The sequence below is a fragment of the Pseudomonas sp. TWRC1-2 genome (assembly GCF_049896685.1).
Lineage (GTDB): Bacteria > Pseudomonadota > Gammaproteobacteria > Pseudomonadales > Pseudomonadaceae > Aquipseudomonas.
Map to the genome: position 1 here is coordinate 162,366 of NZ_JAFCUU010000007.1, position 24,623 is coordinate 186,988.

At 61.0% G+C, this 24,623-nt stretch carries 16 protein-coding genes; 6 read left to right on the plus strand and 10 right to left on the minus strand.

The features are described 5' to 3' along the window. Positions 1 to 4 precede the first annotated feature (4 nt). Complete coding sequence (gene purL / locus ACP7B3_RS20975) at positions 5 to 3,901, minus strand: phosphoribosylformylglycinamidine synthase (protein WP_426180591.1); 3,897 nt, start codon at positions 3,899 to 3,901, stop codon at positions 5 to 7. Positions 3,902 to 4,188: 287 nt separating this feature from the next. Here purL and mltF point away from each other — a divergent pair, with 287 nt between their 5' ends. Continuing rightward, positions 4,189 to 5,649 carry a membrane-bound lytic murein transglycosylase MltF gene (gene mltF, locus ACP7B3_RS20980; RefSeq protein WP_262209869.1) on the plus strand — a complete coding sequence of 487 codons (1,461 nt, stop codon included), beginning with the start codon at positions 4,189 to 4,191 and terminating at the stop codon, positions 5,647 to 5,649. Positions 5,650 to 5,783: 134 nt separating this feature from the next. Here mltF and ACP7B3_RS20985 read toward each other — a convergent pair whose 3' ends face one another. The 5 genes from ACP7B3_RS20985 to treP form a co-directional block, all read right to left on the minus strand. Next, a complete protein-coding gene (locus tag ACP7B3_RS20985; protein WP_426180593.1) occupies positions 5,784 to 6,062 on the minus strand; it encodes a PTS transporter subunit EIIB in 279 nt (92 codons plus the stop codon). A 2-nt stretch (positions 6,063 to 6,064) separates the two neighbouring features. Continuing rightward, positions 6,065 to 8,596: a phosphoenolpyruvate--protein phosphotransferase gene (gene ptsP, locus ACP7B3_RS20990; protein WP_426180595.1), complete on the minus strand. Its 2,532-nt coding sequence runs from the start codon at positions 8,594 to 8,596 to the stop codon at positions 6,065 to 6,067. Positions 8,597 to 8,731: 135 nt separating this feature from the next. Continuing rightward, entirely contained in the window at positions 8,732 to 9,952 is a 1,221-nt protein-coding gene (locus tag ACP7B3_RS20995; protein WP_426180597.1) for a maltoporin, read from the minus strand. Positions 9,953 to 10,085: 133 nt separating this feature from the next. After that, positions 10,086 to 11,732 (minus strand): alpha,alpha-phosphotrehalase, encoded by a 1,647-nt coding sequence (gene treC / locus ACP7B3_RS21000; RefSeq protein ID WP_426180599.1) that lies wholly within the window; start codon positions 11,730 to 11,732, stop codon positions 10,086 to 10,088. Positions 11,733 to 11,851: 119 nt separating this feature from the next. After that, positions 11,852 to 13,294, minus strand: a complete 1,443-nt coding sequence (gene treP / locus ACP7B3_RS21005; protein ID WP_426180601.1) for a PTS system trehalose-specific EIIBC component — start codon at positions 13,292 to 13,294, stop codon at positions 11,852 to 11,854. Positions 13,295 to 13,546: 252 nt separating this feature from the next. Here treP and treR point away from each other — a divergent pair, with 252 nt between their 5' ends. The 3 genes from treR (at position 13,547) to ACP7B3_RS21020 (ending at position 17,433) form a co-directional block, all read left to right on the plus strand. Continuing rightward, positions 13,547 to 14,251 (plus strand): trehalose operon repressor, encoded by a 705-nt coding sequence (gene treR, locus ACP7B3_RS21010; protein ID WP_145164174.1) that lies wholly within the window; start codon positions 13,547 to 13,549, stop codon positions 14,249 to 14,251. Between the two features lie 20 nt (positions 14,252 to 14,271). Continuing rightward, positions 14,272 to 15,042, plus strand: a complete 771-nt coding sequence (locus ACP7B3_RS21015) for an APH(3')-II family aminoglycoside O-phosphotransferase (RefSeq protein ID WP_426180603.1) — start codon at positions 14,272 to 14,274, stop codon at positions 15,040 to 15,042. A gap of 318 nt (positions 15,043 to 15,360) precedes the next feature. Beyond that, positions 15,361 to 17,433, plus strand: a complete 2,073-nt coding sequence (locus tag ACP7B3_RS21020; protein ID WP_369302131.1) for a TerD family protein — start codon at positions 15,361 to 15,363, stop codon at positions 17,431 to 17,433. Between the two features lie 164 nt (positions 17,434 to 17,597). On the opposite strand, the gene guaA is transcribed toward ACP7B3_RS21020, so the two are convergent. From guaA to ACP7B3_RS21040, 4 genes are all read right to left on the minus strand, one after another. Continuing rightward, positions 17,598 to 19,175 (minus strand): glutamine-hydrolyzing GMP synthase, encoded by a 1,578-nt coding sequence (guaA, locus tag ACP7B3_RS21025; protein ID WP_145164180.1) that lies wholly within the window; start codon positions 19,173 to 19,175, stop codon positions 17,598 to 17,600. 84 nt (positions 19,176 to 19,259) lie between these two features. Next, complete coding sequence (gene guaB / locus ACP7B3_RS21030; RefSeq protein WP_016977684.1) at positions 19,260 to 20,729, minus strand: IMP dehydrogenase; 1,470 nt, start codon at positions 20,727 to 20,729, stop codon at positions 19,260 to 19,262. 104 nt (positions 20,730 to 20,833) lie between these two features. Further along, the gene (locus ACP7B3_RS21035) at positions 20,834 to 21,382 is read right to left on the minus strand and encodes a hypothetical protein (protein ID WP_025859262.1); all 549 of its coding nucleotides are present in this window, start codon (positions 21,380 to 21,382) and stop codon (positions 20,834 to 20,836) included. 92 nt (positions 21,383 to 21,474) lie between these two features. Beyond that, complete coding sequence (locus ACP7B3_RS21040; protein ID WP_426180606.1) at positions 21,475 to 22,242, minus strand: sulfite exporter TauE/SafE family protein; 768 nt, start codon at positions 22,240 to 22,242, stop codon at positions 21,475 to 21,477. Positions 22,243 to 22,341: 99 nt separating this feature from the next. Here ACP7B3_RS21040 and ACP7B3_RS21045 point away from each other — a divergent pair, with 99 nt between their 5' ends. Then, positions 22,342 to 23,232 carry a LysR family transcriptional regulator gene (locus ACP7B3_RS21045; protein ID WP_262209891.1) on the plus strand — a complete coding sequence of 297 codons (891 nt, stop codon included), beginning with the start codon at positions 22,342 to 22,344 and terminating at the stop codon, positions 23,230 to 23,232. Between the two features lie 10 nt (positions 23,233 to 23,242). Further along, positions 23,243 to 24,622: an exodeoxyribonuclease VII large subunit gene (gene xseA, locus ACP7B3_RS21050; RefSeq protein WP_426180609.1), complete on the plus strand. Its 1,380-nt coding sequence runs from the start codon at positions 23,243 to 23,245 to the stop codon at positions 24,620 to 24,622. The last annotated feature ends 1 nt before the right edge of the window (position 24,623 follow it).

Genomic DNA, 24,623 nt, shown 5'->3' on the forward strand with positions numbered 1-24,623 from the left:
CGCCTCAGTTCACCCACACGCGAGCGTTGCGGAACATGCGCATCCAGGCGCCGTCTTCGTTCCACTCTTCCGGGCGCCACGAGTTCTGCACGGCGCGGAACACACGCTCCGGGTGCGGCATCATGATGGTCACGCGGCCGTCGCGGCTGGTAAGGCCGGTGATCCCGCGCGGCGAGCCGTTCGGGTTGGCCGGGTAGCTTTCGGTGACCTTGCCGTGGTTGTCGACAAAACGCATCGCCACGCAACCGGACAGGTCGGCTTCGAGCAGGGCTTCTTCGCTTTCGAACTCGGCATGGCCTTCACCGTGGGCGATGGCGATTGGCATGCGCGAACCGGCCATGCCCTGCAGGAAGATCGAGTTGGATTCCTGCACCTGCACCATGGCGACACGGGCTTCGAACTGCTCGGAACGGTTACGCACAAAGTGCGGCCAGAACTCGCTGCCCGGGATCAGTTCGCTGAGGTTGGACATCATCTGGCAACCGTTGCACACACCTAGGGTGAAGCTGTCGTTGCGCTCGAAGAAGCCTTGGAACGCATCGCGGGCACGGCTGTTGAACAGCGCCGACTTGGCCCAGCCTTCACCGGCACCCAGCACGTCACCGTAGGAGAAACCACCGCAGGCGACGAGGCCTTTGAACGCGTTGAGGTCAACGCGACCGGCGAGGATGTCGCTCATGTGCACGTCGATCGCGTTAAAGCCGGCGCGGTCGAACGCGGCCGCCATTTCCACCTGGCCGTTGACGCCCTGCTCACGCAGTACCGCAACTTGTGGGCGGATGCCTTTCTTGATGTAAGGCGCGGCGATGTCCTGGTTGACGTCGAAGCTGAGCTTGGTGCTCAGGCCCGGGTTTTCTTCTTCCAGGATCACGTCGAATTCCTGCTCGGCGCAGTCGGCGTTATCACGCAGGCGTTGGATCTGGTAGCTGGTCTCGGCCCACTGGCGTTGCAGCAGACGGCGCTGGCCGGCAAACACGGTGTCGCCATTGAAGGAGATATTGACTTCACCGTTGTTGATCGGCTGACCGATCACTGCCACGCAGTCGTCCAGGCCGGCGGCGCTGAATTGTGCGAGCACGTCCGGAGTGGCGTCCTGGCGAACCTGGATCACGGCGCCCAACTCTTCGTTGAACAGGATGCCGTTGATTTCGCAGGCTGCCTCGGCAACGCTGTCGAGCACGATGTTCAGGCCGCAGTGACCGGCGAAAGCCATTTCTACAACGCTGGTCAGCAAGCCGCCGTCGGAACGGTCGTGGTAAGCCAACAGGTGGCCGTCGGCGTTCAGGCCCTGGATCACGGCGAAGAAGGCTTTCAGGTCTTCGGCGTCATCCACGTCCGGCGCGTGCTTGCCGAGCTTGCCGTGGGTTTGCGCGAGGATCGAGGCGCCCATGCGGTTCTGGCCACGGCCCAGGTCGATCAGGATCAGATCGGTGGTGCCCTTGTCCATGCGCAGTTGCGGGGTCAGGGTCTGGCGGATGTCGGTGACCGGTGCAAAACCGGTAACGATCAGCGACAGCGGCGAAGTGACGCTCTTGTCGGTGCCGTCTTCGTTCCAGCGGGTGGCCATGGACATCGAGTCCTTGCCCACCGGAATGGTGATACCCAGCTCCGGGCACAGCTCCATGCCGACAGCCTTGACGGTGTCGTACAGGCGCGCGTCTTCACCTGGGTGACCGGCAGCGGACATCCAGTTGGCCGACAGTTTGATGTCGGACAGCTTGCCGATGCGGGAGGCGGCGATGTTGGTGAGGGTTTCACCAATGGCCATGCGGCCCGACGCCGGGGCGTCCAGCAGGGCCAGCGGTGTGCGCTCGCCCATGGCCATGGCTTCACCGGTGTACACGTCGAAGCTGGTGGCGGTGACGGCAACGTCGGCCACCGGCACTTGCCATGGGCCGACCATTTGGTCACGGGCCACAAGACCAGTGATGGTGCGGTCGCCGATGGTGATCAGGAAGCTTTTGCTCGCCACAGCCGGGTGGTGCAGCACACGTTCGATGCTGTCGGTCAGGTCGAGACTGCTTGGGTCAAAGTCATCGCCCAACTCGGTTTCACGCACGGCCGAACGGTGCATGCGCGGGGCTTTGCCCAGCAGCACTTCGAGTGGCATATCGACCGGGCTGTTGCCGAAGTGGCTGTCGGTGACCGTCAGCTGTGGCTCGGCAGTGGCTTCGCCGACCACCGCAAACGGGCAACGCTCGCGTTCGCAGATGGCCTGGAAGCGCGCGAAGTCTTCAGGGCCGACGGCCAGCACGTAGCGTTCCTGGGATTCGTTACTCCAGATTTCGTGCGGGGCCATGCCCGGCTCGTCGTTTGGAATGTTGCGCAGTTCGAAACGACCGCCTCGCTCGCCATCGTTGACCAGTTCCGGGAAGGCGTTGGACAAACCGCCGGCGCCGACGTCGTGGATGAAGCTGATCGGGTTCTTGTCACCCAACTGCCAGCAACGGTCGATGACTTCCTGGCAGCGGCGTTCCATCTCTGGGTTTTCGCGCTGTACGGAAGCAAAATCCAGGTCTGCCGAGCTGGTGCCGGTGGCCATCGAGGAAGCAGCGCCGCCGCCCAGGCCGATCAACATGGCCGGGCCGCCGAGGACGATCAGCTTGGAGCCGACCAGAATCTCGCCTTTCTTGACGTGTTCTTCACGGATGTTGCCCATGCCGCCGGCCAACATAATTGGCTTGTGGTAGCCGCGCACTTCATCGCCACGCGTGGTGGTGATGGACTGCTCGAACGTACGGAAGTAACCGGTCAGCGCCGGGCGTCCGAATTCGTTGTTGAACGCGGCGCCGCCCAGCGGGCCTTCGATCATGATGTCCAGCGCAGTCACGATGCGCTCAGGCTTGCCGTACGGCACTTCCCACGGCTGTTCGAAGCCTGGGATCTGCAGGTTGGACACGGTGAAACCGGTCAGGCCCGCCTTTGGCTTGGCGCCACGGCCGGTGGCGCCTTCGTCGCGGATTTCACCGCCGGAACCTGTGGCTGCGCCCGGGAACGGGGCAATTGCGGTCGGGTGGTTGTGGGTCTCAACCTTCATCAGGATGTGCACCGGCTCCTGCACCGCGCCGTACTGGCGGGTTTCAGGGTCCGGGAAGAAACGGCCGGCAACCGAGCCGACGATTACCGAGGCGTTGTCCTTATAAGCCGACAGAACGCCTTCGCTGTGCATCACGTAGGTGTTCTTGATCATGCCGAACAGGCTTTTTTCCTGGCTTTCGCCGTCGATGTCCCAACTGGCGTTGAAGATCTTGTGACGGCAATGCTCGGAGTTGGCCTGCGCAAACATCATCAGTTCGATGTCGTGCGGGTTGCGCTTCAAGCCGTTGAAGGCATTGACCAGGTAGTCGATCTCGTCTTCGGCCAGGGCCAGGCCCAATTCGATGTTGGCCTTCTCGAGGGCGGCGCGGCCACCGCCAAGCACGTCAATCGCAGTCAGCGGCTTGGGTTCGGCGTGGCTGAACAGGCCGCCAGCGTGTTCCAGCTGGCTGACGATGATCTGGGTCATGCGGTCGTGCAGGCTGCTGGCAATCAGCTCGGCTTCGGCGTCGCTGAACTGGCCGGCAACATAGAAAGCGATACCGCGCTCCAGGCGCTGGATTTTTTCCAGGCCACAGTTGCGGGCGATATCACTGGCCTTGCTCGACCAGGGCGAGATGGTGCCGAACCGCGGCAGAACCAGGAACAAGCGGCCGTCAGGCTCTTGAACGGGAACGCTTGGGCCGTACTTCAGAAGGCGCGCCAGCACTTGCTGTTCGTCGGCGGTCAACACGCCGGTTACGTCGGCGAAGTGAGCAAATTCAGCATACAAGCCTGTAACCGCTGGAACCTTCTGGCTCAGTTGCTCAAGGAGTTTGCTGTGGCGAAAGGCAGAAAGGGCAGGAGCGCCGCGCAGGATCAACATCTTCGGGACAGCCTCGGGAAGGGGGTGTGCTTTGAGGCCGTGCATTCTAGCGTAAACCATCGCCAACGGCACCCGAAACGGCACGGCTGGCCGCTGCCGAACGTCAGTTGGCACGGTTTGCACAGTATCGGGGCATTTTCCGTGGCTGGGCGCGCAGTTATTTTAACCGTCACAAACCCTCGCCAACCCGCGTTTCTGCGGGCTGCAGCCCGGTTCTGCGGGCGCTAGCAGACAAGTGCGCTGCTGTCGAGATATGGCGCTGAGGGTCGTTTGCGTATACTGCGCAGATGTTCTTCCCTACTGCTTTGCGCCCGCGATGCGCCAAATGGCTGATCGCAACCGGACTCTTCCTGATGCTCAGCGCCTGTGTTGATAAACCCAGCACGCTCGAGCGAATCAAGGAGGATGGCGTATTGCGGGTGATCACCCGAAACAGCCCGGCCACTTATTTCCAGGACCGCAACGGTGAAACCGGTTTCGAATACGAACTGGTCAAGCGGTTTGCCGACGACCTGGGCGTGAAGCTGGAAATCGAGACCGCCGACAACCTTGATGACCTGTTCGGCCAGTTGGGCAAACCCAACGGCCCGGTTCTGGCCGCCGCCGGTCTGGTCAGCAGCGAACAGCGCGAGCAGCAGGTGCGCTTCTCGCACCCTTACCTGGAAGTGACGCCGCAGATCATCTACCGCAACGGCCAGTCGCGCCCCACCACCGCAGCCGACCTGGTGGGCAAGAAGATCATGGTCCTCAAGGGCAGCACCCACGCCGAGCAATTGGCGGCGCTTAAAAAGCAAAATCCCGCGATTGAATATGAAGAGTCCGACGCCGTTGAGGTGGTCGACCTGCTGCGCATGGTGGACGAAGGGCAAATCGACCTGACCCTGGTGGACTCCAACGAAGTCGCGATGAACCAGGTGTACTTCCCCAACGTGCGCGTGGCCTTCGACCTCGGCAATGCCAGCCACCAAAGCTGGGCCGTGGCGGCAGGCGATGACAACAGCCTGCTCAACGAGATCAACAGCTACCTGGACAAGGTGGAAAAGAACGGCACCCTGCAGCGTCTTAAAGACCGCTATTACGGGCACGTCGATGTGCTCGGTTACGTCGGGGCCTACACCTTTGCCCAGCACTTGCAGCAACGCCTGCCCAAATACGAGAAGCATTTTCGGACTTACGCCAAGGAAGAAAAAGTCGACTGGCGCCTATTGGCGGCCATCGGCTATCAGGAATCACTGTGGCAACCGGCCGTCACCTCCAAGACCGGCGTGCGTGGCCTGATGATGCTGACCCAGAACACCGCTCAGGCGATGGGCGTGTCCAACCGCCTGGACGCCAAGCAAAGCATCATGGGCGGCGCCAAATACCTGGCCAAGATCAAGGATGAGCTGGACGACAGCATCGCCGAGCCGGATCGCACCTGGTTCGCCCTCGCCGCCTACAACGTCGGCACCGGCCATCTGGAAGACGCGCGCACGCTGGCGAAGAAGGACGGCCTGAACCCCAATAAGTGGCTGGACGTGAAAAAGATGCTGCCGCGCCTGGCGCAGAAGCAGTGGTACAGCAAAACCCGCTATGGCTATGCGCGCGGCGGTGAGCCGGTGCATTTTGTGGCGAACATCCGGCGTTACTACGACATCCTCACCTGGGTGACCCAGCCGCAGCTGGAAGGCAACCAAGTGGTCGACGGCAACTTGCACGTGCCGGGCGTGGACAAGACCAAGCCGCCGGAAGATAACCCGCAGCTGTAAGCCACTCTCCCAAACACCACAAAACCCTGTGGGAGCCGGGCTTGCCCGCGATGGCGGCCGGCCAGTCAACCTATTCGTTACCTGACACACCGCGATCGCGGGCAAGCCCGCTCCCACATTAGAGAGTGGTCGCCTTAAAGACCGGTGAGCAAATGCACGACGCCGCCGCCCAACACCATCACCCCCGGCACACCCGCCGCCCTTAACGCCGGCTCATCCAACCGCGCCGCATCCTGCAGTTGCACACGCACCCGCGTCAGCGCCACGCGTTGCTGCGACTCGAGGTTATCCGCGCCACCCAATGCACTCAGCACGCTGGCCGACAACAGACCCGGCGTCGGCGCCGCGACCGTCTCGGCAATCAAATCCGGGGTCAGGGCTTTCCAGAACGCCCGCTGCAATTTCTCGAACATGCTCAGTGCTCCACGACAGGTGAGGTTTCAACGGTAGCCGCGTGGTACTGGCGCAGGGCCTCGCGTACGTGCGCGGCTTCTTCCAGGCCCAGCACCTGGCGGGCGATGATCTGGCAGTCGGCCAGGTCCAGCTCGCGCACGGTGGCCTTGATGGTCGGGATCAGCGGCACGCTGACCGACAACTCATCCACGCCAAGCCCGATCAACATGGGTACCGCCAACGCTTCGGACGCCAACGCGCCACACACGCCCACCCACTTGCCATGGGCATGCGCGGCCTTGACGGTGGTGGCGATCAGGCGCAACACCGCCGGGTGAAAGCTGTCAGCCTGGCTGGCCAGCCGCGGGTGATCACGGTCCATGGCCAGGGTGTATTGGGTGAGGTCATTGGTGCCGATGGAGAAAAAGTCCACATGCGGGGCAAAGACATCGGCCATCAGCGCCGCAGACGGCACCTCGATCATGATGCCCAGCTTGGGCAACGCTTCGAGCCCCAGCGCCAGCGCTTCCTCTTCAAGAATCTTGCGCGCCAAGTGCAGCTCCGACAGCAGGCTGACCATCGGCAACATGATGTGCAGCCGCGCCAACCCGGCGCTGGCGAGGATCGCGCGAAACTGTTCGCGCAGGAGCTCCGGGCGCTCCAGGCACAGGCGGATACCGCGCAAGCCTAAAAACGGGTTGGTCTCGCTTTCCATCGGCACATAGGCCAACGGCTTGTCGCCCCCCACGTCCAGAGTGCGCACCACCAAATTACGCTCAGTGCCCAAGGCGCGGGCGATGGCGCTGTAAGTGCCCGCTTGCTCCTCGGGGCTGGGTGCGCGGTTGCGGTCCAGGTAGAGGAATTCCGAACGCAGCAGGCCGACGCCTTCACCGCCCAGAGCCAGGGATTGCTCCACTTCCTGCAATGAAGCGACGTTGGCCGTGACCTCAACGTGATGGCCGTCGCGGGTCGTGGCCGGCAAGGCCGCCTGCGCCACCTCACGCTGACGGCGCTGCACTTGCTGATCACGGGCCGCCTGCAGTTTTTCGATTTCAGCCAGGTCTGGCTCCAGGTGCAGCTCGCCTTTGTCGGCGTCGAGCAGGACTTGTTTGCCATTGGCCAGTGCCAACACGTGCCCTGGCACACCGCAAATCGCCGGCAGGCCGAGCGCACGGGCGAGGATTGCCACATGACTGGTCGCGCCGCCGCCGACAGTGACAAACCCCAGCACCTTGCGGGTATCCAGGCCGGCGGTTTGCGACGGCGTCAGTTGTTCGGCAATCAGGATGGCCTGCTCGGGCAAGTCCCATGCGCGGTCCTGAATACCGAGAATCAGCTTCAGCACGCGCTGGCCGACATCGGCCAAATCCGCCGCGCGCTCGGCGAGCAGCGCATTGCCCAAGCCCTGGAACAGCTTGGCGGTGGCAACGGTGGCGCTGTTCCAGGCAAAGGCAGCGCTTTTGCCTTCGGCCAGCAGGCCGTGGGCTTGCTCCAACAGGGTCGGGTCTTCGAGCAACTCCTGATGAGCCCTGAAAATCTCGGCCTGGGCGCTGCCGGCCGCCTTGGTTTGCAGGGTTTGCAACGCCTCGGTTGCCGCCAGCAGGCCACGCGTCAACGCGTCGCGCTCGGCGGTTTCGCCGATGCCATTTTCAGTGATGTTCAGCGCCGGTTCGGCCACCTGCACAACTTGGCCAAACGCCGAACCCGGTGACGCACACACGCCGCGCAGCAGCGCGGCCGACGACTCGGGCGCAACCGCCTCAACCACCTGCGTCGGTGCCGCGACCGTTTCGCCGCAGCCCTCGGCCAACAGCGCGACCAATGCCTTGATCGCCGCGTCGGCATCGTTACCCGCCGCACTGACCTGCAAGGTGTCGCCCTGCGCGGTTTGCAGCGCCATGATCGCCACCAGGGATTTTGCGTTGGCGCTTTGGGTTTGCTTGTGCAAGTAAATGCTCGCCTCAAAACCCTTGGCCGCCTGGGCAAACACCGCCGCAGGGCGGGCGTGCAGGCCATTGGCGTTGGGCAAGCTCAGCGGCTTGGAGAACAGGGCATCACCCTCCTCCTGCGCGACGGCTGCAGTTGCCTCGCCGGGTGATACCCGCAACAGCGGCTGGCCCACATCCACCCAATTGCCGTCCGGCGCCAACAGCGTAAACGGCTCGCCGCTGACCACCAGCATCAAGGTCAACAGACTGCGCGCGGTGAGCGCCACGTAATCGGCATCGAATTCAATCAGCGGTTGTCCAGCTTCCACTCGCTGGCCTTCCTGCACCAGCCGCGTGAAGCCCTGGCCTGCCAGGTTCACCGTGTCCAGGCCGATATGCATCAGCACCTGAACGCCGTTGTCGTCGGTAATGCTGACGGCATGGCCACTGTCCTGGAGACTGCTGATCACCCCGGCCAGCGGCGCGCAAAGGGTCTGCGAGGTGGGATCGATGCACAGGCCGTCGCCGATCATGCGACTGGCGAACACCGGGTCGGGCACCTGATCCAGCGCCAGCAGCACACCCGACAGCGGCGCCAGCAGTTCCAGGGGTTGAGTTGTGGTCATGACTTCACCTGCTGTTTTGTTCTGTAAAAATCCGTGTGGGAGCGGGCTTGCTCGCGAATGCGGTGGTTCATTCAATAGATGTGTTGCCTGATATACCGCTTTCGCGGGCAAGCCCGCTCCCACATTTGGTCCGCGTTATTTCCACCAGTATTCGACCTGCACACCCACATTCGAGCCATGCCGCGCTGTGCCGTAGGCGCCGGTGTCGGACAACGCCGAGCCTGCCGCCAATTCATTCGCCGCGCGCGTGGCCGCTTCGTTCCAGGTTGCATAGGTGTAGTACAAACGCACTTCCGGCCGCGCCCAGAATTCCGGGCCGTTGGGCGACCAGGTCGGGGCGAAGGTGAATTTGCTCAACTTGCGCGTGCCACCGGTGGCGTCGACCTGATCATGCCCAAGTTCGGTGACCAGTTTGAACTGCTCGCTGATGGCATACGCCGGGCGCACGCCGATGGACATCCAGGTTTGGTCCTGGCTGCCAGGACGGATGTCTTTCTGGTACACCGCCTCAACCTGCCCGCCAAAACGCGGAGTCACCTGCCAGTCGAAGAACTCCACGGCGCGGTAGCTTTTACTGCTGTTATCCAAAGCCGTGTTGCCGGTGTAGCCCAAGCCCGTGCCGGGGCCTTCGCCGTACTGCAAGGCAAACTTGTTTTTGCCGCCCAGGAAAGGTTTTTGCACGTGCTGCGCCGTGATCGCCCAACCGCTGTTGGCGTCACGACCACCGGCTTTTTCGATGTAGCTCAAGCCGAACTCCAGTTCACCGCCGGGGTTGGTCTTGAACCCCGCCACGTTGAAGTCGTGACGGGTGGCGTATTCCTTCTGGTACAGGTTGTCTTTGCGGGAAATGGCGTAGCTGTATTTGAGGTCGCCGATCAGCACGTCCTCGACGCCGCCGCCGGTGGCGCTCTGGTTCCAGTAGTAGAAGTCGGAGATGTGGATGTCGTTACGTTTGTAGTAACGCCGGCCCGCCCACACCGAGCCGCCATTGAGGCTGGGCAAATTGGACCACTGCGCATACATCTGCGGCATGCGCGCCGAGCCGTTGTCTTCGCCCTGGAACTTCAGGGCACGGTCGTATTTGTTGTACAACGACGCCATGGCATCGACGCTGAGCACCGAGCCGTCGTCAAGGGTCAGCAGGTCCTGGCGCAATTCCAGTTCGGCGTATTGCTCGCATTCGTTACCCAAACGGTACTTCGTTTGCGCCCCCGGCAACTGGAAGCACTGCTGCTTGCCACTGCCCGTTGAAGTGCCCGCGCCGCTGCGCAAGTAACCGGCAAATTCCAGGGCCTGCGCGGCAAAAGGTGCGGTAAGGCATGACGCAATGAGGCCCAACTTTATTGTTGTTTTCATGAAGCACTCCTTTATTTTTATTTTTTTCTTAGTTTTTGTCTTACGCGCGGCGTGCAGAGGCCGGCTCGCTGGCATTGGCGCGTTCAGGGCGCTATCGCCGGCAAGTGGGCTCCTACGGGTGACTCGCGGTGTTTCAGTCGGTCAGGTGCAGGACGAATGATTCATAGGGGCGCAACACCACCGTGGCCGTACGCAACGGGCAATCGGGGTAGTTGCTGATCAGCAGGCGTTGCTCGCTTGAGGCGTTGATCACGCCTTGCGGCAGCTGGATTTCGCAGGGTTTGCCATAGAAGTTGTTCACCACCAGCAAGCGCTCGCCATGACCTTCGCGCAGGTAGGCCCAGACCTGGAGGTGGTCTTGCAGCAGTTGGCGATAAACCCCCGCCTGAATCAGCGGCTCATGCCGACGCAACGCAATCAGCGCACGGTAGTGATGCAGCACCGAATCCGGGTCATCCCGTTGGCTTTCGACGTTGATCTGCGCCGCGTTGGCTGGAATACCGATCCAGGGTTCACCGCTGCTGAAACCGGCGTTGGCTTGAGTGCTCCACTGCATCGGCGTGCGGCCGTTGTCGCGCGACTTCTGCATGATCGCCGCCATGCTGGCGGCCTCGGACTCACCGGCATCGCGCTTGAGCCGGAAGATGTTCAGGGTCTCGACATCGCGGTACTGCTCGATCTTGTTGAAGCCAGGATTGGTCATGCCCAGCTCTTCGCCCTGGTACACATACGGCGTGCCCTGAAGGAAGTGCAGCGCCGTGGCGAGCATCTTGGCCGAGACCACGCGGTGCTCGCCGTCGTCACCAAAACGCGAGACCACCCGCGGCTGGTCGTGGTTACACCAGAACAGCGCATTCCAGCCACCACCGGCCTGCATGCCCAGTTGCCAGTCAGAGAAAATCTGCTTGAGCTGCAGGAAGTCGAAGTCGGCCTTCACCCACTTTTGCAGGTTCGGGTAATCGACCTTCAAGTGATGAAAGTTGAAGGTCATCGACAGCTCTTTCGACTCAGGATTGGAGTAGCGAATGCAGTGCTCCAGGCTGGTGGATGACATCTCGCCGACGTTGATCAGGTCATGCCCTTCGAAGACTTCGCGGTGCATTTCCTGCAGGTAGTGGTGCACATTCGGGCCGTCGGTGTAGAAGCGCCGGCCATCAGTGTTGTCTTCTGGGAAATCGGCGGGCTTGGAGATCAGGTTGATCACGTCCAGGCGGAAACCGCCCACGCCTTTGTCGCGCCAGAAGCGCATCAACTTGAACACCTCGGCGCGCACCTTGGGGTTGTCCCAATTCAGGTCGGCCTGGGTGTGATCGAACAGGTGCAGGAAGTACTGGCCGGTTTGCGCCTCGTATTCCCAGGCGGAGCCGCCGAACTTGGACTCCCAGTTGTTTGGCTGGTCGCGCCAGATATAGAAGTCGCGGTACGGGTTGTCGAGGCTGCTGCGCGCCTGCTGGAACCACTCGTGCTCGATGGAGGTGTGGTTGACCACGATGTCGAGCATCAGCGTGATGCCGCGCTTGGCCGCTTCGCTGATCAGCAGGTCGCAGTCGGCCATGGTCCCGTAGCTTGGGTCGATGGCGTAGTAGTCGCTGATGTCATAGCCGTTGTCGCGCTGCGGCGAGCGCAGGAATGGAGTGATCCACAGGCAATCCACGCCCAGCCATTGCAGGTAATCGAGCTTGTCCACGATGCCCAGCAGGTCACCGGTGGCGTTACCCGCGTGGCTGTGGAAGCTTTTTGGGTAGATCTGGTAGATCACCGAGTGCTGCCAGTTTTGCATGGTGGATTCCTTCAATAGAGTTGTGTGCGGGCCTTGCCGGCCTCATCGCGGGCAAGCCCGGCTCCCACAGGGGAACGCATTTCAAGTGTGGGAGCTGGCTTGCCTGCGATAGCGATCGATCAGGCGACCCGGTATCCAGGCCGAACAATTTTCATGCTCAACGCACAGGTCAGAACAAACGGCACCACAATCGCGATGACCATCCCGATGACAAAAACCGGGATGTACTGCGGCAGGATTGAGATAAACGCCGGCAAACCACCGACACCAATCGCCGAGGCCTGCACCTTGTTCAGCGACAGGAAAATGCTGCCCAGTGCCGAGCCGAGCAAGGCGGCATAGAACGGAAACTTGAAGCGCAGGTTCACGCCAAACATCGCCGGCTCAGTGATACCGAAGTAAGCGGAAATCGCCGAGGTCGAGGCCATGCTCTTGTCCCGCGCATTGCGTGTCGTGTAGAACACGGCGAGCGCGGCGCTGCCCTGGGCCAGGTTGGACATGACGATCATCGGCCAGATAAAAGTGCCGCCCTGGGTGGAGATCAGTTGCAGGTCCACGGCAAGGAACATGTGGTGCATGCCGGTGATCACCAGCGGCGCGTACAGCAGGCCGAAAATCGCCCCGCCGACCATCGGCGCCAGGTCAAACAGGGTGACCACGCCTTCGGTGATCAGGATGCCGAGGTGACGGGTCACCGGGCCGATGATCGCCAGGGCCAGTACGCCGGTGACGACAATCGTGGTGATCGGCACCACCAGCAGCTGGATGGCATTGGGTACTCGCGCACGCAGCCATTTCTCGATGACGCTCATCACATAGGCGGCCATGAGGATCGGCAGGATCTGCCCCTGATAACCGACTTTTTCGATCTTGAACCAACCGAAAATATCGAAGTAAGGCAGGCTCTGGCCGTCGAGGCCGGCGACTGCCTTGCCGTAGTTCCAGGCATTGAGCAGGTCCGGGTGCACCAGCATCAGGCCGAGCACGATGCCAAGGATTTCACTGCCGCCAAACCGCTTGGCCGCCGACCAGCCCACCAGCGCCGGCAGGAACACGAACGAGGTGTTGGCCATCAGGTTGATCAGGCTCCACAGGCCATCCAGGTTCGGATACGCCGCAAGCAGCGTCTTGCCCTCGATGAACATGCCTTTGGCGCCCATCAGGTTGTTAACGCCCATCAGCAGGCCGGCGATGATCAACGCGGGCAGGATCGGCATGAACACATCAGAAAATACGCGCACCAGCCGCTGCATGGCGTTGGTCTTGTCGGCGCCCTTCTTCTTCACGTCGGCAATGGTGGCGGCGGCAAGGCCGGTCTGCTCGCGCAGCGCGGCGTAGACCTTTTCCACTTCGCCGGGGCCGATCACCACCTGGAACAGGCCGCCGGTGAAGAACGACCCCTTGACCAGATCGACCTGGTTCAACGCACCGCTGTTGACCAGGCTCGGGTCCTTGAGCGCCAGGCGCAGGCGGGTCACGCAGTGGGCAGCCTGCTCAAGGTTGTCGCTGCCCCCGAGGTTCTCGAGAATCTCGCGGGCAATAGTCGAATAGTCGTGGCTCATGCTTGGTTTCCACTTTGATTTTTTTATTTGGGGGCAGTCATTGGCAGCACGCCGAGGGCAAAAGTACTCGTCTGTACGAGTTAAAGCAACAACTCGTCTGTACGAGTTACAAAAAGTTTAATTTTCTGAATGTGGAGTCAGACTTTTCCTCTATTCCACAGGTGGCCAATGGACAAAGCCCACCTCTGCCACTAAGGTTCCTGCCTTGAACGCGCAGTTCACCCTCATCAAGTCGGGCATAGAGCCATCCCCATGAGCAAATACAACCAGATCTATACGGATCTGCTTGCCAACATCACCACCGAACGCCTGCAACGCGGCACGCGCCTTCCCTCCGAAACCGAACTGATGGACGCCTACCAGGCCAGCCGTGGCACCGTGCGTCGCGCAATCGAGCAGCTGCAGGAGCGCGGTTTCGCGCAAAAAATTCACGGCAAGGGCACGTTCGTGCTGTCGCCCAACCCGATCGAGTTTCAACTGGGCGGCATCGTCAGCTTCCACGAAACCCACGCTGACCTGGGCGATGACGTACGCACCGAAGTCGTCGAATTCAGCCAGATCCCGTTGGAAGGTTCACTGCTGCAACACATCGAAGCCGAACCCGGCACCCTGATCACGCGGATCAAACGGGTACGGCGCATCGGCGGCAAACGGGTGATCCTCGACATCAACCACTTCGTCGCCGAACTGATCCCCGGCCTGGACCGCGACATCGCCGAACAGTCGATCTACGCGTTTATCGAGCAGACGCTGCAGCTGCAGATCAGCTACGCGCAACGCACCATCGAAGCCCTGCCGCGCAGCAAGGACGATCAGACCCATCTGGACCTCGAAGGTCAGAGCCATGTGATCGTGGTGAGCAACCAGACGTTTTTGCAGGATGGCCGCCAGTTCGAGTACACCGAGTCGCGGCATACGCTGGATAAGTTTTACTTTTCTGACATTGCGCGGCGCTGAGGCAAGAGAGGTCAGCTACTGTGAATATCCCAAACAAGTGGCGTGCACAGTTTGCGCAGTCGCTGATTGAGCAACAGGCCATTGGTGAATCGCGGGCTGACGTGTTTCGCCTGCGCCAGGTCGGGGGTACGGATCTGTTCCTGAAGGCCGAACCCCTGGTGGAGTTCAGCGAACTTGCGGACGAAATCGAGCGCCTTCGGTGGCTCCGGCAAGTTAATTTGCCTGCACCCGTCGTACTGGATGAGCTGATAGACACCCACCACCATTGGCTGCTGATGACCGCCGTGCAGGGGCAGGATCTGGCCAGCGCCAACACTCTGTCCGCCGCGCAGACCGTCGACATCCTGGCGACAGCCCTGCGCACCTTGCACCAGATACCCATCGCGCAATGTCCCTTCGATCACGCCTTGCAACACCGCATCGCGCTCGCGCAGGCGCACGTCAATGCCGGGCTGATCGATGAGACGGACTTCGACGACGAACGACTCGGGCGAAGCCTTGAGGATGTGTTCGCCGAGCTCTTGTCGAATCAGCCCAACACCCACGACCTGGTAGTGACCCACGGTGACGCCTGCCTGCCAAATTTCATGGCCGCAGACGGCCGTTTCAGCGGCTTTATCGACTGCGGACGCCTTGGCATCAGCGACCGCCATCAAGACCTGACCCTGGCGGCACGCAGCATCGAACGTAACGTTGGGCCGGAATGGGTAAAGCCATTCTTTGAGCTTTATGGTGTTGAGCCTGATGAGCAGCGGATGAAGTTTTACTGCCTGTTGGATGAGTTTTTCTAAACGCCTGAAGCCTGAGTGGAACTTCACCACCTCCGGAGGGACATTTTGGCCAATCAGGACGCCACTCGTATGGCCGCTTATCAGCCTCTATTCTTCTGGCGAAGCAGCTTGTTACCGTTCAGATAAGCAGCGGCCTTACAAAACAGATCCAACCTGACGTAGGATGCCCCCCGTGGCTATGGAACACCTTCCTTCTAACCTCCTATGACCTAGGGGTTTCGCTCTCCACACTGCGCCTGCTTCTTGCAGGCGTTTTTACATCAGCTGTAGGACGATGCTGCAACTCGTACACGACGGCGGCCAAGGAGAAAATCAAGCATGCATCAGGATCTGTTTTTGCGTCGCCGTAGCAAAATTCTTGTTCCGATGGGCACTGGCGGTGCCACGCAAGCTCAAGTCGCGTCGGCTATCAGGGAAATCGCGGCGTTTCGATGCGTACTGTCAGAGCCGCTGATCGAGCAAATCGGCTTGTTGTCAGCGACAGAGCTCAAGTACTGGCTACACGAAATTGTCGCCGTCCTGCGGCGAGAAGCTGGCGGCCATGTACATCACAGGCCGTTTTATCCTGACTTTCCAGAACAGGTTCTGACGGCCTCAGAGGCGGACTTGTACCTTAACGCCGTCGTGCACTACCTGACGCTTTGGCGTTTACCACCGACCGAACACGCTCGGCCCGCGATGCTCGAAGGCAACGTCATATCCCGCGTTATCGAACTGGGTAGCGTCTCTGAGTTCGAGTCACTGCTCAAGCCGTTGGTATCATCGCGCACCTCGCTCTCCGCAGCGGACACTGCCGATGTTGTCTGGTTTATCCGAGAGTACAAAAGCGATGTGTTCCGTCTGCTGCCTGAGGCCGTTCCGTTCCGGGAAACCCGCGCGCTGGTTGGCGGCGCACTTATCCTGCTTGTAGCCGGCGATGCACGGGTGGACGCATTCCTGGAGCGAAACGTCGAAACGGCGACCGACGTGCTAAGGCTCGCGGTCGCGTTGAGTGGAGGAGACGTGTCACTGACGACATCTTCGACGCGTTTCAAAGCGATGAAGCGCTCAATGCGCCGCCTGCTATTGCGCCTGCTCGATCGCACACCCAACGCTGTAGACGACGTGATGCGCCATGCTGAGCGATGGAAACGTCTGGCTGAAGTACTGCACCCAGGCGACTACGCCGATAAATACCCAAAAGCACTAGCTGCCATCACCGCAGCACGTCGCAACGAGGCGCCAGCCTCATTTGGGTCTCGTGTCGAAACATTGCTTGCCCAGCGTCACATCGCCACGCTTACAACCATACTACAAAGCCATCCTGGGGAGTTCGCACGACGGCTGGACGTAACCCTGCGACGCGCGACGGAACCAGAATCCGTTCTCGACGCGTTCGAGGCGGTTGCCACACAAGTGTCCTCACCTGTCCTGCTGCAGTTGCTGACCCACTTACGTGCGCCGCGCCCCCTCCCTCTGCGAGCCTTCACTCCGAAAGGTGCATTTGCCAAAATCTATGGCACCAAGGATCGACGCGAGCCTCTCTTGCCCGACGTGTTGGCGCGTGCAGCCAGAATCTGCGAAGACGCTCTTGTCACGCGTTTTGCGTCACTACCACCCCTAGGAGGCTGTTTCGTCGATCCAGCATTAAGTGAATACAGGGTGCCGCTGGCGCAACGCGCCTCATCGAAGTCGCTACGAACGCTGGTGCGAGGCAGTCGGCTGCCAATGCCTGACACACGTTTCATTCGCCTGTTCCTGTGGTGGAAGAACGGCAGCGGGCGCACGGATATCGACTTGTCCGCCGCATTTTTCGACGCCAACTTTGTATTCAAAAAAACGGTCGCGTACTACAACCTCAGGGATTTCGGCGGCTGTCACAGCGGTGACATCGTCGACGCGCCTAACGGGGCTTCGGAGTTCATCGACCTCGATCTTGATGTGCTCGTCAAGAAGGGTATCCGTTACGTCGTCACGTCTATCAATTCGTTCACCGAGCAACCGTACTGCGATCTTCCAGAATGCTTCGCTGGCTGGATGGCCCGTACCGACACAGCGTCGGGTGAAGTATTCGAGCCGCGCTCTGTGTTCGACCGTATCGATATAGCATCCGACACAGGGGTCTGTCTGCCATTCGTGATGGACTTGCAGGACCGACGCATGATCTGGGCCGACCTGGGACTCACTTCGTCTGTGCGGTGGAACAACGTCCAGAACAACCTCAGTGGGGTATCGTTGATGCTACGGGCTTTAATACATACACCAAAGCCGGATTTGAAGACCCTGTTCGATTTACACGTTCGAGCACGAGGCGAACGAGTAGTGTCACCGCAGCAGGCACAGACGGTGTTTACGCCGGACCAAGGGATAACACCATTCGATACGGATTTGATTCGATCACAGTTTCTCTAATATCTACGCCAGCCTTTGGCGCTTATTAAAAACCACAGCTCTTGCTTCGGAGCGTTTTACCCAAAAACAAAATGCCAGTCAGCATAACTGACTGGCATTGGCTAAAACCCTTCCCGCGCAAGTACGAATCTAGCGCTGTACTCTAGTCAGTGCAGGGCGCCCTATTACTCCCACTCAATCGTCGCCGGCGGCTTGCTCGACACGTCATACGTCACGCGCGAAATACCTTCGATCTCATTGATGATACGACCGCTGACAGTCTCCAGCAGCTCGTAAGGTAGGTGCGCCCAACGGGCGGTCATGAAGTCGATGGTTTCCACCGCACGCAGGGCAACAACCCATGCGTAACGACGGCCATCGCCTACCACACCAACCGACTTAACTGGCTGGAACACCACGAACGCCTGGCTGACTTTGTGGTACCAGTCGGCTTTGCGCAGTTCTTCGATGAAGATGTGGTCGGCGCGACGCAGCAGGTCGGCGTATTCCTTCTTCACTTCACCGAGGATCCGCACGCCCAGGCCCGGGCCTGGGAATGGGTGGCGGTAGACCATGTCGTACGGCAGGCCGAGTTCCAGGCCCAGACGGCGGACTTCGTCCTTGAACAGTTCGCGCAGCGGCTCTACCAGCTTGAGGTTCATTTCCTCAGGCAGGCCACCTACGTTGTGGTGGGACTTGATCACGTGGGCCTTGCCGCTCTTGGCGCCGGCCGACTCGATCACGTCAGGGTAGATGGTGCCCTGGGCGAGGTACTTGATGTTGTCCAGTTTGTTGGACTGGGCATCGAATACGTCGATAAAGGTGCGGCCGATGATCTTGCGCTTCTTCTCTGGATCGGACTCGCCGGCCAGGTTGTTCAGGAACTGGTCTTCCGCGTTGGCGCGGATCACCTTGACGCCCATGTTCTCGGCGAACATAGCCATCACCTGCTCGCCTTCGTGCAGGCGCAACAGGCCGTTGTCGACGAACACGCAGGTCAACTGGTCGCCGATGGCTTTGTGCAACAGGGCAGCAACTACCGAGGAGTCAACGCCGCCGGACAGGCCGAGCAGCACGTTGTCGGTGCCGACCTGGGCGCGCACTTGGGCGATGGCGTCTTCAGCGATCTTCGACGGGGTCCACAGGGCTTCACACTCGCAGATGTCGAGGATGAAGCGCGACAGGATGCGACCGCCTTGCTTGGTGTGGGTCACTTCCGGGTGGAACTGCACGCCGTAGTAGCCGCGCTCGTCGTTGAACATGCCGGCAATCGGGCAGCTCGGGGTGCTGGCCAGGATGTGGAAGTCTTCCGGCATCTTGGTGACCTTGTCACCATGGCTCATCCACACGTCGAGGCCGAACAGGCCGTCGGCGTCGATGTGGTCTTCGATGCCGTCCAGCAGACGGCTCTTGCCGACCACATCAACACGGGCGTAACCGAATTCACGCAGCTCGGAACCTTCAACCTTGCCGCCCAGTTGCTCGGCCATGGTCTGCATGCCGTAGCAGATACCGAAGACGGGCACGCCCAGGTCGAATACGGCTTGCGGGCAGCGCGGGCTGTTGGCTTCGTGCACGGACTCGGGGCCACCGGCGAGGATGACGCCCTTAGGGGCGAATTCGCGAATCGCTTCGTCATCCATGTCGAACGGGTGCAGTTCGCAGTACACACCGATTTCGCGCACGCGGCGGGCGATCAGCTGGGTGTACTGGGAACCGAAGTCGAGGATCAGAATGCGGTGGGCGTGAATGTCGAGGGCCATGAGGATCAGTCTCGTCTATGTAATTCAGAAACAACTCGGGGCTGAATAAAACAGCCCCGGTTACTTAACATTTTGCTGGAAGCCTCAACCTACGCGGTAGTTTGGCGCTTCCTTGGTGATCTGCACGTCGTGGACATGGGATTCAGCCATGCCGGCGCCGGTGATCCGTACAAATTCAGGCTTGGTGCGCATTTCTTCGATGTCGGCGCTGCCGGTGTAGCCCATCGAGGAACGCAGGCCGCCCATCAGTTGATGGATGATCGCGCTCAGGGTGCCTTTGTACGGCACACGGCCTTCGATGCCTTCCGGTACGAGCTTCTCGGCGCCTGCCGAGGAGTCCTGGAAGTAACGATCAGAAGAGCCTTGCGCCTGGGACATGGCGCCCAGCGAACCCATGCCGCGGTAAGCCTTGTACGAACGACCCTGGAACAGTTCGATCTCGCCCGGCGCTTCTTCAGTACCGGCGAACATCGAGCCCATCATCACGCAGGAAGCACCAGCGACGATGGCCTTGGACAGGTCACCGGAGAAACGGATGCCGCCGTCGGCGATCAACGGCACGCCGGTGCCTTCAAGAGCAGCGGCGACGTTGGCGATAGCGCTGATTTGTGGCACGCCCACACCGGCGACGATACGCGTGGTGCAGATCGAGCCCGGGCCGATGCCGACCTTGACGGCGTCGGCGCCCGCTTCGGCCAGGGCCTTGGCGGCAGCGCCGGTGGCAATGTTGCCGCCGATCACTTGCACGTCAGGGAAATTCTGTTTGACCCAGCGCACGCGGTCGATCACGCCTTTGGAGTGACCGTGGGCGGTGTCGACCACCACCACGTCAACGCCGGCAGCGACCAGGGCCGAAACGCGATCACCGGTGTCTTTACCGGTGCCGACCGCAGCGCCAACGCGCAGACGACCTTGGTCATCCTTGCTGGCCAGCGGGTAAGCCTTGGCTTTTTCGATGTCGTTGACGGTCATCATGCCTTTAAGGGCGAATTTGTCGTCGACGATCAGCACGCGCTCGATGCGGTGCTTGTGCAGCAGCTCGCGCACATCGTTCTTGTCGGCGCCTTCCTTGACAGTCACGAGGCGCTCTTTAGGCGTCATCACTTCGCGGACGGTGACTTCAAGACGGTTCTCGAAACGCACGTCGCGGGAAGTGACGATGCCGACCAGGTCGCCATCGTGCAGCACCGGAACGCCGGAGATGTTGTGCAGGCGGGTCAGGTCGAACAGGTCACGCACGGTGGCGTCGGCTTCGATGGTGATTGGATCTTTCACCACACCGGCTTCGTAACGCTTGACCTTGCGCACTTCGGCAGCTTGCTGCTCGATGGTCATGTTCTTGTGGATGATGCCGATGCCGCCTTCCTGAGCCATGGCGATTGCCAAACGGGCTTCGGTGACGGTGTCCATGGCAGCAGAAACCAGGGGAATATTCAGCTCGATGCCACGGGTTAGGCGGGTCTTGAGACTGACTTCGTTAGGAAGCACCTCGGAATAACCGGGCACTAGGAGAATGTCGTCGAATGTCAGAGCTTCTTGGCTGATACGCAGCATCGCGGGGGCTCCCGAGCGGGAAAATGGAAGCGCGCCATTATATACATGCACCCTGTCAGGCTCAATGTAAAACTCTGACAAACTTGGTAATACTGATAGAAGGGTTAAAGCTCGACTTTGACCCAACTCATCTTCTGGTCCAACCAATCGGCAAATTCGTCGATAAAGCTCTGCTTGAAGCCCGCCTCTGCCCAATTGTTGAAAATGAACCCCAGGTTGGAAAACCCGCATTCCTGCAGGAATAGAAACCCGTTGATGTCATCTTCATGCCCACACAGCGGGCAGGTGAAGTTGTCGGTGTGGCCGGGCATCCAGTCTTCCAGGCTTTCGAACAGTGCCTCGCCGACTTCCTTGAGGCATTCAGGGCAGCCGGCTTCTTCGAGAAAGCCCTTGGCCGGCGTGTAGATGCAGCGTTTGTAGATAATCTCGAGGCCATTGATCGGCTCGTTGAACGGCAGCGCTTCGGGGTGCAACACCACGGCGCGAGCGCCGTCGGCCAGGGCGTAGCCCATGCGATTGCCGGTGCGCCCGCAGGTGGTCAGCTCTTCCTTGATGATGTTCTTGCGCACCAGCCAGCGCACGATTGCCCGCGCGCGGGGTTCGTGGACGGGCAAGGTGGAAATTTTCGGGACAAGGATGCTTTGGGAGTTCATGAGAGTCCTGCGGTGTGGCTTCTGGCCCCATCACGGACAAGCCCGCGATTAAGACCCCAGAGCCCGGCAGCTTAATCCCTGATACCCACAGGTCAAGTACTCAAGTAACGGGCAATCAACGCAAGGCCGCTCGCCAGCACCAGCCACGTCACCAACCGCACAAAGGCTTCACGCGACATACGCATCGTCAGCCTGCGCCCCACCCACAGCCCCAAGGCCATCGCCGGCAACAGGCACAGCGCCAACAGCAACAGCGGCCAGTCCGCGTACACCCCGGCAATCAGGAACAGGCTCAGGCGCACCACGGTGCTGCAACTGATCAACGCACTTTGCGTGGCCCGCGCCGCGTCCTTGGGCAAACGACTGTTCAGGTAGATCGCATATAAAAAGCCGCCACTGCCAAACAACGCACCAAACAACCCGCCGACCGTGCCCATGGGAATCGACCAGCCCGCCGCCAGCTGCGTCGGCCGCGCCTTTACCGCCAGGCTGTAAATCGCATAGGCGCTGATAAACAGCCCCATCAACAGCAGCAACAGGTCCGAATGCAGATTGAGCAAAAACACCACCCCAAGCGTGCAACCAATCGCCATGCACGGCAGCAATCGCAACAGCTCCGGCTTGTTCACCTCCCGCCGCGATTGCAGCAGGTTGCCAAAGGCCGCGACAAAGTCGAGCAACACCAGCAGCGGGATAAGTTTCGACAACGGCATAAACACAACCAGGATCGGCCCCGCGACCAGCGCCGTACCAAAGCCTGCGATACCAAACACGACGTAGGCCATGACAATGCCGAGGCCGATCACCAGCCAATCAACGCCGCTGAACGACCACTGACTCATCAGCTCAACCGGGCTCATGGGCACTTCCTTGAAAGAGATGACGTGCACTTTAGCCATCGACGAGTGTTGCGACTAATATCTTCAAAGCCCTCCACTCATCTCGAAAAGGCATGACGCGTGATCTCCACTCGCCAACTGCGCTACTTCGTCGAAATCGCCGACAGCGGTAGCTTCAGCGCCGCCGCCGAACGCCTGTTTGTGGCGCAATCGGCCCTGAGCCGACAAATCAAGGAGCTGGAAACCCAGCTGCAAACGCCACTGTTCGAACGCACCGCGCGCCAACCCCGGCTGACGGCGGCCGGCGAAGCCTTTTACCCACGGGCGCGCAACCTGCTGAGCGAGTTGCTCAAGGCCAGCGAAATGGCCACCCAGGTGGGCAATGGCCAGCTGGGCACGTTGCGCCTGAGCCACTCGAGCACCGTGCCGATGAGCGGGCACTTGTTGAAAGCCATCAGCACCTGGCTGGAGCGCTGCCCTGGCGTGTCGATGGACATCGTCAAACTGTCCTCTGAAGCGCAACTTGAGGAAATCGCCGAAGGTCGGCTTGAAGTCGGGCTGTTGCGCTTGCCGGTGTTGCGCCAACGCGAAGGTGTCCGGGTGGTGCCCTTGTACAGCGAACAGCTGGTGCTGGCTGTGCCGCCTGACCACGCGCTGGCCCGCAGCAATGCACCTGTCGAACTGGAACAGCTCAAGGACGAAGTGTTTATCTCGATCCCCCATCCTCAGCGCGGCGGCCTGAGTTATCTGTCAGCCGAACTCTGCATGCGCGCCGGATTTTTCCCCAAGGCTGCACGGGTGATGTCACGCAAAACCACGCAGCTGCAACTGATCCAGGCCGGCTTCGGAATTGCCTTGTTACCAAAATCCATGCAGGACATCGCACCCGCCAACCTGCACTTTTTGCCCCTGGCTGATCCGGACTGCCTCAGCACCGTGGCCCTGGCCTGCGCGCAGACGCCGAGCGCGCTGGTCGAGCAATTCTGCCAAACCTTGCGCGAATGCCTATAAACTGCCGCCCATGATTAAAGATCCTTTTGCCCGTCTGGGCCTGGACCGCGAAGTCCTGACTGTCAGCCAGCTCAACGGCCGCGCGCGGGTGTTGCTCGAAGACGTGTTCACTAATATCTGGGTCGAAGGCGAGATCTCCAACCTCGCCCGCCCGGCGTCCGGCCATGTGTACTTCACCCTTAAGGACAGCGGCGCCCAAGTGCGTTGCGCGTTGTTTCGCAACAACGCCGCACGGGTGCGCCAGGCCTTGAAGGATGGCTTGGCGGTCAAAGTGCGCGGCAAGGTCTCGCTGTTCGAGGGCCGTGGCGACTATCAATTGATCCTCGACACCGTAGAGCCCGCCGGTGATGGCGCGCTGCGCCTGGCCTTTGATGCGTTGAAGGAAAAGCTCAGCGCCGAAGGCCTGTTCAGTGCCGAACGCAAGGTGCCGCTGCCGACGCACCCTCGGCGCATTGGCATCATCAGTTCGCCCACAGGCGCGGTGATCCGCGACATCATCAGCGTGTTCGGCCGCCGCGCGCCAAACGTTGAATTGACGCTGATCCCCACGGCCGTGCAAGGTCGCGAGGCCGTGTCGCAGATTGTGCGCGCCCTCAAGCTGGCCGACGCGCGCGGCTTTGACGCGTTGATCCTCGCTCGCGGCGGCGGCTCTCTGGAAGATCTGTGGTGCTTCAACGAAGAAGCCGTGGCGCGTGCGGTGGACGCGTGCGTGACGCCGATTGTCAGCGCCGTCGGCCATGAAACCGATGTGTCGATCTGCGATTTCGTGGCCGACGTGCGCGCGCCCACGCCCTCCGCTGCCGCCGAGTTGCTCGCCCCCGATGCCAGCCATTTGGTGCGCCAGGTCGAAAACCTGCACCGCCGCCTGGTGATGCTGATGCGCAATCGCCTGAGTCATGAGCGCCTGCGCCTGGAAGGCATGGCCCGTCGCCTGCGTCATCCCGGCGAACGTCTGCGCCAACAGGCCCAGCGCCTGGATGACCTGGACATGCGCATGCGCCGCGCCTTCGAACGCAGCCTCAATACCCGCCGCGAACGCCTGATCCGCCTGGAAACCCGCCTCGCCGGCCAGCACCCCGGCCGTCAGCTGGCCCTGCTGCGCCAGCGCCTGGACAGCCTCGCCGAACGCCTGCCGCGCGCCATGCGCGAAGGCCTCAAGGCGCGTCGCTTGCAACTGCAAAGCCAGGTGCAGACGCTGCAAGTGGTCAGCCCACTGGCGACCCTGGGCCGTGGCTACAGCATTTTGCTGGACGAACGTGGCCAGGCGATCCGCAACGCCGCGCAAACCCACACCGGCCAGCGCCTGACCGCGCGCCTCGGTGAAGGCCAATTGCAGGTGCGGGTGGAAGATAACCACCTGACGCCCGTCACCCTATCGTTATTGGATTGAT